This is a genomic window from Dyadobacter luticola, from assembly GCF_005860805.1.
Lineage (GTDB): Bacteria > Bacteroidota > Bacteroidia > Cytophagales > Spirosomataceae > Dyadobacter > Dyadobacter luticola.
The window spans coordinates 1,463,829-1,476,726 of the sequence record NZ_VCEJ01000004.1; the positions used below are offsets into that span (position 1 = coordinate 1,463,829).

Sequence of the window (12,898 nt, forward strand, 5' to 3'; positions counted from 1 at the left end):
TTTTTCTATTTATTGGTTATCTGAATTCTCCACAGGCCTTTCCTGTGCATTTTCGTGACTGCTATGTGCATCCCGGTGATGGTTTTTCCAGGAATGCTGGCCGCAGCCGTAGCCGCCATGTTGTCCCCACATACTGCGGTGGAAACGATCCCCGACCGTCAGGTGCAGGGTCGCTGCGGTGACCAGCGCTACGCTGATCCCGAGCAACGCTCTTGTGCTTCGTCTCATGATTTATATCTGTTTTGGATTTTGGTTAAAATGATCATGAAGTCCTTCTTCTTTTCCGCGAAAGGGTTCTACCACTTCATAGTTGCTGTAATATGGGTGAAACCTTCTCCATCTTCTGGCGCGTCGCCCGGCTATTAACCGGAAAATGAAGCCGATAAAAAGGAAGAAAAATACGACCCTGAATAAAATAAAGGGGATGGCAAAAAGCAGGATGCCTCCAAGGATACCCGCGGCTACAACTTTCAAAATGGGTGCGATCATGGCGTCTGATTGTTAGAATGTTACACAACATTGTGTACAATAGGGCAGACGTGGAGAAAGCAGAAATACTTTAATTTTTGTAAAAATAAAACCCGGCTTTCTGGGCCGGGTTTTAGGTTAAATATTCTCCGGAGGCCTGGCCCCAGGTGGCCTGCCGCATCTTCTTTTCATTTCCTGTTTGAAACGCTGGCGCTCCTCGTCGCTCATGCTCATCCATTTACCCCGAAGGTTGCCAAACTGGCTTCCCGGACCGCCTCCGCGATTAAATTTTTGCCAGCCGCCCCACTGCTTGTTACGGTCAGGCCGGCCGCGAAATCCGCCGAAAAGTATCTTGCATAAAACAAACAATCCCAGCGCCTGCCAGTAGGAAATCGGGTTGGCCCCAACTGCCTCGGGAAGTATTTTATTCCAAAGAAAACGCACCACTGCTGCCAGGGCGAAAATCCCGGCTATGATAAAAACCGGAATAAATGCGAAGCGCTTTTTATGTCTGTCTTGCTGGTTCATGATCACCAAATTTAATAATTAACGAACTCCCGGTAAATAGAATCTAATCGTTCCCGCAAATGCTGGACCGCGTAACGTTTACGTGATATCAATGTTTTAATGTTGTCGCCCGTCCTGTCTGAGATTTGTTGAAATGTCTGGTCTTCCAGCTCATTCCATATAAAGACGTTCCGCTGGTTTTCGGGCAGCTCTGCCAGGGCCAGTTGCAGCTGCTCCCAGAAAAGGTCTTTCATATAAGCCGTTTCCGGCGTATTGTCGTCGGCGAGCAGGATATCTTTGAAGTGAAATTCGCCCTCCTCGTCCTCATAACCATGATCTTCCAGCGAATCCGGTTTTTGTTTGCGGTACTTGTCAATGATACGGTTTCTGGCAACCCGGTAAAGCCAACTTCCGATCTGTTCAATCGCCTCTATCTCAGGCAGGCTGCTTAGTTGAAACCACACATCCTGCAAAATATCTTCCGCGTCCTCATCGGTGTTCACACGCTGCCGGATAAAGCTCAGCAGCTGCTTACTGTATGATGTGACGGTTTGAATGATATTTGGTTTCTTCTGGGACAACTGACCGGAGGATTGATTGCAGATTAATAGACGGGTGGTTTTCTAAAATACTTTAATGTTCTGAGGATTTTTTTGCCACGAATGCACCGCAGCGGTGGCCGCGACTTCACCACGAATTCTTTCGATCTGTAATGTTCCCAAATTCCCTTTAAATGTCAGATGAACAATTGTCAATGCTTATTCTTGGTTTTGTACAACAAGGCGGGATTTGTACTTTTCTAATTTAACTGTCAAATTTCAAACGACTTGTTGTACTTTTGTTATAAACGTATCACTATTCCTATATTTATAGATCACACTAAAAAGAACTTTCTTAATGTGAAAATGCGGTTATTGACTTGTATTGAAGATGTTGCCTACATTTGAATCATCAAACCAGTCGGACACAGCGTTTTAGAGCCTGACTTGCTAAGTAGATTTCGATTAAGTGCAAATATTCAAAAAGTACAACAGAACATTAGTTAGACATTAAACATTAGGAAACATGAAAAAAGTATTTTTGACAATCGCAGTTTTGGTGGGAGTATCAGCTGCAAACCTTTCTATCGCTGGCGAAAAAGCAAACACTTCAATTGAGTTGGTTTCAACAGGCGAATTGAAATTCAAACTTTCTCTTGACAACGTAAAAGAAAGATCCTCTATCGTAATCAAAGATTTCGGCGGCGATACTGTTTACAGCTCAAACCTTCCAAAATCTGAAAACTTCTCGAAAGTATTCGACTTGTCGAACCTTTCAGACGGTACTTACACATTCGTGATCAACAATGGCGGTGAAATTTCTTCTAAACCATTCTCTATCTCGACTGAAACAAAACGTCAGGTTGTTGCAGTAGTAAAATAATCAGCCGCTTATCGGCATGAAAAAGGCAGTCCGGGTCTCGGGCTGCCTTTTATTGTTTTTATAAAAACCGACTTAATAAGTCATCACCTGCTTCTCTTCGCTGCTCTTGAATGCCAGGTCAATTACCCGGGCGGTGCGTACTACCTCTTCCGGTTTTACGTCAAGTTCGGCGCCATTTACAATTGCATCGTACACATTCTGGTAAAAAGGCGCATAGTCGCCGGCTTCACTTTCGATAATTCCGGTAAAATCTTTGCTGTACAAGGTTCCCCAGCGGTCTTCCGGTTCGATGCCCCACGGCTGCTCGGTAGGCAGAATGTTTTTTCTTAATGTTTCCTCCTGCGGATCGAGGCCGCCTTTGATGAAAGAGCCTTTGGTCCCGTGCAAAACGTACCGGAGCTTGTTTTCGTAAACCATCAGGCTTGACTTGACGATTACCAGCTTGTCTTTGTAACCCAGCCGAATGTCGAAATAATCATCCACTTCACTGTTTGGACGCACGGTTCTGATCTCTGCCGTAACAGTTTCAGGTTCACCAAATAACACCAGCGCCTGGTCGATCAAATGCGGGCCGAGGTTGTATACATTGCCACCGACGGGTACCTTTTTTTCTTTCCAGGATTCGGTCGGTACTACTTCTCTGAAACGATCGTAGCGGCTTTCGTACTCCACAATGTCGCCCAGCTTTCCTTCGGCGATCAGTTTTTTTACGGTTAAAAAATCTGAATCCCAGCGACGGTTTTGGTAGGCAGTCAGTATCAAACCTTTTTCTCTTGCCAAATCTGCCAGCTGTCGGGCTTCGCTTTCGGTAGCAGCAAACGGTTTTTCTATCACCACGTGCTTCCCATTTTCCAGTGCGTCCATCGCATACGGAAAGTGGGTATCATTGGGCGTGCAGATAAAAACAAGGTCAATTTCAGGGTCGCTCAGCAGCTCGTCGGTAGAGCGGGCGTTTTCAATGTTCGGGTCAAATTCCTGCGCTTCGTTTTTAGATCTTTCCACAACGGTTTTGATCTTAAAACCCGGATTGGTACTCAGAAACGGGGAGTGAAAATATCGGCCGGACAATCCAAAGCCGATCAGCCCGACATTTAAAATTTTTGAAGACATATTGTATAAGGTATGTTACACTTTTAGACAAAAGTAATTTTTAGCGGTTAAGAGTCAACCCTGCGGCATTACGATTCGGCCCAGAGTTCCTTTACTTTTTGCAAATCCCGCTTCATCGCGTCGAAAACCACTTTTTTATCCACGGTGATCTTGTCTGCGCCCTGGTCTGCGCCGCCGAGCGGGTATTCAAGATGAAGACATATCGGCACCTCGATTTTGTAGTCTTTTAAAAGTTTGAAATACGTTTTAAAATCCACCATCCCTTCGCCCAGCGGGACACTTTTCACGGCCCACCTACCATTGTTTTTCTCCCAGATAAAATCTTTGATGACAATTGTTTTAATGTGTGGCCGGATCAGGTTAAAACCAGTTTGCCACGACATTCCGCCTTCCACCGTCGCGTGCCGAATGTCGTATTGGGCGCCCATCGTTTTCGGATCCGCTTTTTGTAAAATGTTCCAGGTTTCGAACATCGATGCACCAACCATTCTGCCGGAGTGATTTTGATAACAACCCGTCAGGCCGATCTGAGCATTTAATTTGCCCAAACCCATCATTTTTTCCTGAAAACCGGCCAGTTGTTCCGGAATGGTCTGCTGCTCATTATACCTATACCAGTTCATGCGGTAATATTTGAAACCCAGTTTGGCGGCGGTTTCCAATACTTTTTTATCAACTGCGTTATTCGCATCCTCCACCGCGGTACAGAACATCAGCGGCGAAAATCCCACCTTTTTCATCGCTTCCACAGCCATCGGCAGATCAGTTTCCACTTTTTCCGGCACTACGTGACCTTTCGGGCGCACGGTCAGATCAATTCCGTCGAAACCAATTTCTTTGGCGGTTTCGGACATATCCTGGTAATTCAGGAATTGCAGGTGCTTGGAGAAGATGTTGATCTTCGGAGTATCAGCCCAGGTTGTTTTCGGTTTTGAGATTGCCTGACTAACCACACCCGGAATGATACTACCAGCGATAGCGCTGTTGATGAGGAAATTACGTCTGGAAATGTGCTCGTTCATCGTCTTCGTTTTGATTCATAAGTGTGTAAGCTGCACTTTTTACCTTCTTATCAAATCATTCACTTTTAGGACGCGCAATGTTGGCTTCGACCCGGAAAAAGAAAGTTTTATCATATATAAAGAACACAATTTGCGCACCGGAAAAAGTCTGCAAAGGAATGGCAGGTGCGAGGCTGACCTTTTTTTTAAAATGTGTATTTTTGCTGCATGACCGCCGAGCCTGCCATCTTACATTTCAAAGCCCTTGATGAACTGGAACAAGTAGCCGCCCGCCTGCTGGATCTGGGCGGAGATACTCCGGTGTGGCTTTTTGAAGGTCAAATGGGCGCTGGAAAAACAACACTGATCAAAGCGCTCTGCGAGAGATTAGGCGTAACTTCACACATTCAGAGTCCTACATTTTCGCTCGTCAACGAGTATGAAGCGGGTGGAAAACTCATTTATCATTTTGATTTTTACCGCATTAAGGACGAGACCGAGGCGCTGGATATGGGTGTGGAAGAATATTTCTATTCCGGCGATTTCTGTTTTGTCGAGTGGCCGGTCAAAATCGAGTCGCTGTGGCCCGAGAAGTATTTATATCTCAACCTTCAGGCCGACGAAAGTGGTATGAGAATGTTGAAGGTTACAAAGGTATTGGGGTCTTAAAATTGGTTTCACTTTCATTTTTGCTCATTAATGGCACAACCTCAGATTACCGGCTTTGAAGAGCTTGCCAAGCAGTCGGTACTGTATCCGCAAGAATCGTTGATGGCAGTTCGTAAGGACCAGAATTCGCTGCACATTGGCCTGCCCAAGGAAGTTTCTTTGCAGGAAAGCCGCATCGCACTTACGCCCGACGCCGTCGCGATACTTGTCAGAAATGGCCACGAAGTCTGGGTGGAAAAAGATGCCGGGAAGGCTGCCAATCTTTCGGATCACGAATACAGCGAGGCCGGCGCGCACATTGTGCAAAGTGTCGAGGAAGTATATCAAGCCAAGGTAATATTAAAAGTAGAGCCGCTGGTCGAGGAGGAGTTCAGGTATATTAAATCCGGTACTACCCTTATTTCAGCATTAAACCTGCCCGCCCATGACAGACGTTACTTCGAGCGGCTTAATGAGTTGAAAATCACCGGTATCGGTTACGAACTGATCGAAGACAAGGTAGGAGGGAAGCCAATCATCCGGGCGATGGGCGAGATTGCAGGGAGTACCGTTTTACTGATCGCCGCGGAATATTTATCCACCCCAAATGGTGGTCGCGGCATTATCCTGGGAGGTATTACCGGCGTTCCACCGACTAAAATCGTAATCCTTGGCGCAGGTACCGTTGCCGAATATGCGACCCGCGCGGCGATCAGCGTCGGCGCCGACATTAAAGTTTTTGATAAACACATTTACCGCCTGCAAAGGCTCAAATATTCTATCGGGCAAAACATTTACACTTCTATTATTGACTCGGCAACATTAGGAGAGGCAATCGCCAGGGCGGACGTGGTCATCGGCACCATGCGTGCCGAAAACGGGATCAGTCCGCTGGTAGTAACGAAGGAAATGGTATCCCAGATGAAGCCGGGGTCGGTGATCATCGACGTCAGCATTGACCAGGGCGGCTCTTTTGAAACTTCCAAAATGACCAGCCACAAGCACCCGACATTCAAATACAATGATGTGGTGCATTATTGCGTGCCCAACATTCCGTCGCGGGTGGCGCATACGGCCAGTACGGCGCTAAGCAATGTATTTTTGCCATTTTTATTGCAAACCGGAACCATCGGCGGTATTGAGGAAATGATTTATGCCAACAGATGGTTTATGAAAGGGGTGTACTGCCACAAAGGAACATTGACCAACTCACACATTGCCAGGAGTTTTGATATGAGATACAAGGACCTGACGTTGCTTCTCGCGGCGAGAATGTGATTTTTTTAAAGCTAAAAACCAATCATGATTAACAACAGTAACGAAAATACCCTGATGGACGATGCCAACTCCCCGGAGTTGAACCAGAAGCTGATGGGCTATATATCAGAGGATTTTATCAAAGTGGCCGACCAGCTGAAAGAAGCGTCCTACCAGATCAGGAAACGTGGATTTTCGGAACATCCGATTTTTGCTGTTACCAATAATGAAGTGGAACTGGGCGCGCTGCTCATCGATCGGGAAGAGCTTTCGAATCATTATGTGTACAAAGCGTCTTACATGCAGGAGTTTGTCGACCGGAAACTGATCGGCGAAGAGTCGGTTTTGTTGTTTACAGAAAACTATAAGAACCCGGATGAATTTTGCTGTCTCTTCGCGCTGATCGGCGAATTTTCAGGATTTGTATTTGTTCCCTACCCCGAGGACTGATCGTATTTGTTTTGGAGGATTAGGTTGAGGCGGAAGATTAGCCCTGTTATTTAAAATTAACACCTCAACGTACCTATATGCAACCAAAACTACCGCTCGAAAAAGAACTTGAACCGATTTTTCTCCAAAAATTCCCGCCATTTCCGGAAAAGCTAAAAGAATTTCTGGTGCAATACGGGCCGTATTTTATCCTGATTTTATCCGTAATCATCATTTTTGGTTTGTTGCTGGCACTCGGGATATCCGGCGCGGCGCTCGGTCTGGGGGCGGTAGCACCAGGTATTGGGTTTAATTTTTACATCAGTATTGTCCTGGGTATCATTACATTGATCATGTACCTGATGGCATTTCCCCGCCTGCGCGCGCGGAAAAGATCGGGCTGGAACTTGCTCTACTATGCCCTGCTGATCGGCTTGTTCAGCAATCTGGTGCAGCTTATGCTTTTTACAGCGATTTTTGCGGGTATCGTCGGATTTTGGATACTTTTTCAGATCCGGGAGAAATACGTTTAAACCGGAATATGCGGGTTTCATCATAACTTTATTCCTGCCTGGGTATATTTTCGCATATTGAAGTCCTATCACAGCGTTCCCAACTTATGAATATTATAGAAGTCAGAAATGTCACGAAGGAGTACGCCAATCACGTAGCACTCGACGACGTCAGCATTTCCATCCCCAAAGGCAGCATTTTCGGTCTGCTCGGCCCGAATGGTGCGGGCAAAACGTCGCTGATCCGGATCATTAACCAGATCACCGGCCCCGATAAAGGCGAAATTTTGTTCGACGGTGAACATTTGAATTCTAGCCACATTTCCCGGATCGGCTATCTGCCGGAAGAGAGGGGCTTGTATAAAAAAATGAAAGTCGGAGAGCAGCTGCTGTACCTCGCACAGCTCAAAGGTTTGTCGCAAAAACAGGCGATGGAAAAGCTGAAAACCTGGTTTATCAAATTTGACATTAAAACCTGGTGGGACAAAAGCGTGGCCGATCTCTCGAAAGGTATGCAGCAAAAAGTGCAGTTTGTTTCCACAGTGCTTCATGAACCCGACCTGATCATTCTCGACGAACCATTTTCAGGCTTCGACCCCATCAATGCTAACCTGATCCGCGACGAAATTCTTGAACTCAAACAGAAAGGCAGCACGATCATTTTCTCGACCCACCGGATGGAAACCGTAGAAGAGCTCTGCGACAACATCGCCCTGATTCACAAATCCAAAAAAGTGCTCGACGGTCCCAAAAACCTGATTAAAGAGCAATTCAAGACCAACACCTATTTTGTAGAATATAAAGGTGAGCTCGACTTGCTCGGCTCGGATTTCAATGTGCTCGATCAGAAGGAGCTGGAAAACGGTTACCGCCGGACCAACATTCATTTGGGCGAGAATGTGAGTCCTAATGCGCTTTTAATGAATTTGTTACCAAGAGTGGAAGTGCGTGCGTTCGGAGAAAATATCCCGAGTATGAGCGACATTTTTATGCGCTCTGTGAATGAAGTGCCGGAAGCTTAGACAGATCAATGTTCCTATTTAATCTTAAAGAGAATGCGTAATATTTTCCTGGTTATCAAGAGAGAATACCTCGTGAGGGTGAAGAAACGGTCGTTTCTTGTGATGACATTGCTCGGGCCGCTGCTGTTTGTGGGTTTCTATGCGACGGTGATCTGGGTAGCGCTGGGTTCGGTGGATGCGAAAACCGTGCAGGTGCTGGACGAAAGCGGTTTGTTCAGAAAAGAATTCAAGGATTCGGAAACATTGAAATTCCGCTTTCTGGATTCCACGATCGATAAAGCAAAGGCGGACTTTAAAAATGGCGACGCGAATGCGCTGGTTTTTATTCCAAAAAATGTGATCAAGGAGCCGAAAAGCGTCCGCATTTATGCCGCCAAAAATGTGAGCATGGATTTGAAGTCGGACATTGAAAAAGTGATTGAAAAACAAATAGAAGACATCAAGCTCTCGGAAGCAGGCATTACCCATAAAATCCTGGAAGATTCGCGGGTGAATGTTAATTCCGAAACGATCAGCCTGAGCGAAGAAGGCGAGAAAACCAGCAGCTCCGGCGCGGCGACGGTCATCGGCGGTATCTGCGCATTTCTGATCTATATGTCGGTTTTTATTTACGGAACGCAGGTAATGCGCGGGATTACCGAGGAAAAAACGAGCCGCATCGTGGAAGTGATCATATCTTCCGTAAAGCCTTTTGATTTAATGTTGGGTAAAATCATTGGCGTGGCGCTCGTCGGTCTGACCCAGTTTATTCTCTGGATCACATTGACCGCCGGTCTCACCAGCGCAACTTCGGCGGTGGTAAGTGCCAGAATGGCAAAAGAGTCCCCGGAAATACAGCAGGAAATGGATAAAATCCAGAAAGGTATGCCGCGTCAGCAAATGCCCGGCGGTAATGTCGAAAACCCTGTTTCCGAAGTACTGGGCGCGATCAACAGCCTCAACATTCCCTTAATTTTGGGCTGCTTTTTGTTCTACTATCTCGGCGGCTATCTGCTTTACAGCGCCTTGTTTGGGGCAGTCGGCGCGGCAGTCGATAATGATGCGGATACCCAGCAATTTATGCTGCCCATCACCCTGCCGATCATCTTTTCCTTCGTTTTCGCCCAGTTCGTTTTGCGCGATCCGGACGGCACCCTGGCATTCTGGACGTCCATGATACCTTTTACTTCCCCCATCATTATGATGGTGCGGATACCCTTCGGCGTACCCGCCTGGGAGATTGCCCTGTCGATGGTTTTGCTGGTGATCGGATTTATGGGAACTACCTGGCTTGCAGCGCGTATCTACCGGGTTGGCATCCTCATGTACGGCAAAAAAGTGAGCTACAAAGAGCTCGCAAAGTGGATATTTTATAAATGATTCTTAACTTTTTTTAAGAGAAGGAAAAACTTGCCGTTGTGGTAATTTTGCTAATTTTGGCCGATCATTGATAAAACTGCTCCAGAAGCGTTACCATCCTTGCGCGTTTTGCATAAACACTTTTTAAATCTACCTTCTTTCAAATGACCCGTTTCAATCGTTCCAACAACCTTACGGGTTGGATTGTCTTCGCCATCGCATTCATAACCTACGCGCTTACCGTCGAGCGGACCGCGAGTTTCTGGGATTGCGGAGAATTTATAGCGTGTGCTTTCAAATTACAGGTGCCTCACCCCCCGGGAGCACCCTTTTTTCTTTTAATAGGCCGCCTGTTTTCTCTTTTTGCGTTCGGTGATCTGTCCAATGTTGCTTACTGGATCAACATGGTTTCGGTACTCAGCAGCGCATTCACGATCCTGTTTTTGTTCTGGACAATCACATTACTTGCCCGCAAGATCATCGCCAAAACAGACGAAGAACTTGATTCAGGCGACATTATCCTGTTGATGGGGGCCGGAATTGTAGGAGCGCTGGCATATACCTGGTCCGATTCATTCTGGTTTTCGGCTGTGGAAGCCGAGGTGTATGGAATGTCGTCTTTCTTTACCGCCATCGTGATCTGGGCTGTTTTCAAATGGGAACGCGTGCAGGACCCGGCTACGGAAAACCGCTGGCTGATTCTCATCGCCTATCTGGTAGGTCTTTCCATCGGCGTCCACTTGCTGAACCTCGTGACGATTCCAGCATTAGCACTGGTTTATTATTTCAAAAAATACCCAAAACCCAGCATGCTGGGCGGCGTTATCGCATTTGTAGGAGGCCTCGTGATCCTGGCAATTATCAACTCCGGTATCATTCCGGGACTTCCAAGTGTTGCCGGTAAGTTTGAAATTTTCTTCGTCAACACGCTCGGAATGCCTTACAAATCCGGGGTGATTTTCTTCATCATTATCTTCATCGGCGCCCTGATCTGGGGTATCCGTTATTCTCAGAAAAAGGAAAAAGTCCTGCTCAATACCGGCCTGCTTTCACTCGCTTTTGTATTGATTGGTTACGCAAGTTACCTGATGGTGCTGGTGCGTGCCGAGTACAATCCACCGATCAATGAAAACAACCCAAATGATGTTCTGAGCTTTGTATCCTACTTAAAAAGAGAGCAGTACGGAAGCCGCCCGCTGTTATTCGGACCATCATTTGTATCACGTCCGGTAAGCCAGAAACGTGGCGCGCCTATGTACCGCAAGCAGGATGGAAAATACGCGATTTACGATTATCGTCCTGAATATGAGTACGAACCCGGCAGTAGCATGTTGTTGCCAAGGATGTACAGCACCCAGGGAGGCCACCCCGAGTTATACCGGCAAATGACCGGCCTGGCAGAGAACCAGAAACCGACCATGAAAGAAAACCTGTCATTCATGTTTTCTTATCAAATCGGGCACATGTACTGGCGGTATTTCCTTTGGAACTTCGTCGGGCGCGAAAGTGATGAGGAAGGCGCCGGAAATTTGCTGCCGTGGGACATTGCCAAAAAATACCCGGAACCAATTCAGAATAACAAAGCGCACGATAACTATTTCATGCTGCCGTTTTTGCTGGGCTTGTTTGGTCTGGTCGTGGTATTCCTGCGTCAAAAACGCGATTTGCTGGTGCTGGGATTGTTATTTGTTCTCACCGGCGTTGCCCTGGTTGTTTACCTCAATTCGCCGCCCACCGAGCCGCGCGAGCGTGACTACATTTATGTGGGTTCGTTCTATATTTTCTGTATCTGGATCGGTTACGGCGTGATCGCGATTGCCGATGCATTCAATAAAATCCTCAAAAACGCTACGACCCGCGCCGGTGTAGCGACGGCGGTAAGCCTTGTGGTACCGGTCATTATGGGTGCAAAAGGTTGGGATAACCACAACCGCGACCACAGATACCATTCTGTTGATTTTGCCAAAAACCTGCTGAATTCTTGTGCGCCAAATGCGATCCTTTTCACGGGCGGTGATAATGATACATTCCCGCTGTGGTATGTGCAGGAAGTGGAAGGTTTCCGTACCGATGTCCGCGTTTGTAACCTCAGCTTGCTGGGCACTGACTGGTATATCGACCAGATGAAGCGCAAAACGTACCTCTCAGAAGCATTGCCGATCTCTCTGGATAAAAACAATTATGCATTTGGTAAAAATGACATTGTACCCTTCTACGAGATTCCGAGTGTGAAAGGTGGTATCAACCTGAAAGAGTATCTGGGCCTGGTAAAACAGGAAAACAAGGCGATCCAGGTGCCTCTGACCAGCGGTGATATGACGTCGATTCTGCCATCTTCGGTGCTGTTCCTGCCAGTGAATGCGGATGCAGTGAAGAAAATGAATATCATTAAAAAAGACCTCGTACCATTTGTGAGCGATTCGATCAGCTGGACGATCGGCAAGGGTGATTTGTATAAATCAGACCTGATTATGCTCGATATTATTGCCACGAATGATTGGGTACGTCCGATCTATTTCTCGTCAACATTGGGTGGTTCGAGTTACCTGAATTTGAAAGAATACATGCAGCTGGAAGGTTACGCCTACCGCTTGCTGCCGGTGAAAGTGCCTGGTGCAAACGACGGATATGTCAACTCCGACGTCATGTACAATAACCTGATGACCAAAATGTTCTGGCGCGATCTCGACAATCCGAAAACGTACTATGACAATACATACCTCGGTTCTCCGGTAGCTACTGCGCGTATCGCATTCTTGCGTCTTGCCGGTCAGCTGATCGCCGACGGCAGAAAAGACGAAGCCAAAAAAGCGATAGACAAATCGCTTGCAACGATGCCGGATAAGAGTATTCCGTACGATCAGTTCTCGGCCAATTTCATCGGGCCATTATTTGATCTGGGAGAAACAAAAAGAGCATTGGAAATCGCTGAAACGATGGTCAACCGTGCTGATGAGGTGCTGACCTGGGCCAAAGACAACGGTACCACCCGCCGCCGCGACAGCAATGTGTACCTGTACATTCTGCAAATCATCGTGCAGGAATGCCGCGAAGCAAAACAGGAAGCCGTCGCAAAGAAATACGAAGCAGTTTTCCAAAAGCATTTGCAGGCTTTCAATATGTACGGAGGCCAGTAAGTCCTTGTCATGCTGAGCGCAGTCGAAGCACTTTACGTGACGCTTCG

At 46.9% G+C, this 12,898-nt stretch carries 14 protein-coding genes; 8 read left to right on the forward strand and 6 right to left on the reverse strand.

All coding sequences use genetic code 11. The annotated features are described in order from the left end of the window. Window positions 1–9: 9 nt before the first annotated feature. The 4 genes from FEN17_RS16710 to FEN17_RS16725 form a co-directional block, all read right to left on the reverse strand. Window positions 10–228, reverse strand: a complete 219-nt coding sequence (locus tag FEN17_RS16710) for an MFS transporter (protein WP_138366466.1) — start codon at window positions 226–228, stop codon at window positions 10–12. Window positions 229–231: 3 nt separating this feature from the next. Beyond that, window positions 232–489, reverse strand: a complete 258-nt coding sequence (locus FEN17_RS16715; protein ID WP_138366467.1) for a hypothetical protein — start codon at window positions 487–489, stop codon at window positions 232–234. A 117-nt stretch (window positions 490–606) separates the two neighbouring features. Next, window positions 607–996, reverse strand: coding sequence for a hypothetical protein (locus FEN17_RS16720; RefSeq protein WP_229208854.1), 390 nt, complete (start codon window positions 994–996; stop codon window positions 607–609). 11 nt (window positions 997–1,007) lie between these two features. Further along, window positions 1,008–1,556 (reverse strand): RNA polymerase sigma factor, encoded by a 549-nt coding sequence (locus FEN17_RS16725; protein WP_138366468.1) that lies wholly within the window; start codon window positions 1,554–1,556, stop codon window positions 1,008–1,010. A 484-nt stretch (window positions 1,557–2,040) separates the two neighbouring features. Between FEN17_RS16725 and FEN17_RS16730 the strand changes: the two genes are divergently transcribed. Beyond that, complete coding sequence (locus FEN17_RS16730; RefSeq protein ID WP_138366469.1) at window positions 2,041–2,397, forward strand: T9SS type A sorting domain-containing protein; 357 nt, start codon at window positions 2,041–2,043, stop codon at window positions 2,395–2,397. A 72-nt stretch (window positions 2,398–2,469) separates the two neighbouring features. On the opposite strand, the gene FEN17_RS16735 is transcribed toward FEN17_RS16730, so the two are convergent. Beyond that, a complete protein-coding gene (locus FEN17_RS16735) occupies window positions 2,470–3,507 on the reverse strand; it encodes a Gfo/Idh/MocA family oxidoreductase (RefSeq protein WP_138366470.1) in 1,038 nt (345 codons plus the stop codon). A 68-nt stretch (window positions 3,508–3,575) separates the two neighbouring features. Next, a complete protein-coding gene (locus FEN17_RS16740) occupies window positions 3,576–4,529 on the reverse strand; it encodes a sugar phosphate isomerase/epimerase family protein (protein WP_138366471.1) in 954 nt (317 codons plus the stop codon). A gap of 207 nt (window positions 4,530–4,736) precedes the next feature. Here FEN17_RS16740 and tsaE point away from each other — a divergent pair, with 207 nt between their 5' ends. From tsaE to FEN17_RS16775, 7 genes are all read left to right on the forward strand, one after another. Beyond that, complete coding sequence (gene tsaE / locus FEN17_RS16745) at window positions 4,737–5,177, forward strand: tRNA (adenosine(37)-N6)-threonylcarbamoyltransferase complex ATPase subunit type 1 TsaE (RefSeq protein WP_138366472.1); 441 nt, start codon at window positions 4,737–4,739, stop codon at window positions 5,175–5,177. Window positions 5,178–5,207: 30 nt separating this feature from the next. Next, window positions 5,208–6,434, forward strand: coding sequence for an alanine dehydrogenase (locus FEN17_RS16750; RefSeq protein WP_138366473.1), 1,227 nt, complete (start codon window positions 5,208–5,210; stop codon window positions 6,432–6,434). Between the two features lie 24 nt (window positions 6,435–6,458). After that, complete coding sequence (locus tag FEN17_RS16755) at window positions 6,459–6,863, forward strand: hypothetical protein (protein WP_138366474.1); 405 nt, start codon at window positions 6,459–6,461, stop codon at window positions 6,861–6,863. A gap of 77 nt (window positions 6,864–6,940) precedes the next feature. Beyond that, on the forward strand, window positions 6,941–7,375 hold the full coding sequence (locus FEN17_RS16760; RefSeq protein WP_138366475.1) for a hypothetical protein: 435 nt from the start codon (window positions 6,941–6,943) through the stop codon (window positions 7,373–7,375). Between the two features lie 86 nt (window positions 7,376–7,461). After that, window positions 7,462–8,376, forward strand: a complete 915-nt coding sequence (locus FEN17_RS16765) for an ABC transporter ATP-binding protein (RefSeq protein WP_138366476.1) — start codon at window positions 7,462–7,464, stop codon at window positions 8,374–8,376. 33 nt (window positions 8,377–8,409) lie between these two features. Further along, a complete protein-coding gene (locus tag FEN17_RS16770) occupies window positions 8,410–9,735 on the forward strand; it encodes an ABC transporter permease (protein WP_138366477.1) in 1,326 nt (441 codons plus the stop codon). A gap of 143 nt (window positions 9,736–9,878) precedes the next feature. Then, window positions 9,879–12,851, forward strand: a complete 2,973-nt coding sequence (locus FEN17_RS16775) for a glycosyltransferase family 117 protein (protein ID WP_138366478.1) — start codon at window positions 9,879–9,881, stop codon at window positions 12,849–12,851. The last annotated feature ends 47 nt before the right edge of the window (window positions 12,852–12,898 follow it).

Coding starts and splice junctions, on each gene's coding strand:
- FEN17_RS16715 (WP_138366467.1), bottom strand. CDS start 489: ATGATCGCACCCATTTTGAAAGTTGTAGCCGCGGGTATCCTTGGAGGC.
- FEN17_RS16710 (WP_138366466.1), bottom strand. CDS start 228: ATGAGACGAAGCACAAGAGCGTTGCTCGGGATCAGCGTAGCGCTGGTC.
- FEN17_RS16750 (WP_138366473.1), top strand. CDS start 5,208: ATGGCACAACCTCAGATTACCGGCTTTGAAGAGCTTGCCAAGCAGTCG.
- FEN17_RS16760 (WP_138366475.1), top strand. CDS start 6,941: ATGCAACCAAAACTACCGCTCGAAAAAGAACTTGAACCGATTTTTCTC.
- FEN17_RS16775 (WP_138366478.1), top strand. CDS start 9,879: ATGACCCGTTTCAATCGTTCCAACAACCTTACGGGTTGGATTGTCTTC.
- FEN17_RS16730 (WP_138366469.1), top strand. CDS start 2,041: ATGAAAAAAGTATTTTTGACAATCGCAGTTTTGGTGGGAGTATCAGCT.
- FEN17_RS16755 (WP_138366474.1), top strand. CDS start 6,459: ATGATTAACAACAGTAACGAAAATACCCTGATGGACGATGCCAACTCC.
- FEN17_RS16740 (WP_138366471.1), bottom strand. CDS start 4,529: ATGAACGAGCACATTTCCAGACGTAATTTCCTCATCAACAGCGCTATC.
- FEN17_RS16735 (WP_138366470.1), bottom strand. CDS start 3,507: ATGTCTTCAAAAATTTTAAATGTCGGGCTGATCGGCTTTGGATTGTCC.
- tsaE (WP_138366472.1), top strand. CDS start 4,737: ATGACCGCCGAGCCTGCCATCTTACATTTCAAAGCCCTTGATGAACTG.
- FEN17_RS16770 (WP_138366477.1), top strand. CDS start 8,410: ATGCGTAATATTTTCCTGGTTATCAAGAGAGAATACCTCGTGAGGGTG.
- FEN17_RS16720 (WP_229208854.1), bottom strand. CDS start 996: ATGAACCAGCAAGACAGACATAAAAAGCGCTTCGCATTTATTCCGGTT.
- FEN17_RS16765 (WP_138366476.1), top strand. CDS start 7,462: ATGAATATTATAGAAGTCAGAAATGTCACGAAGGAGTACGCCAATCAC.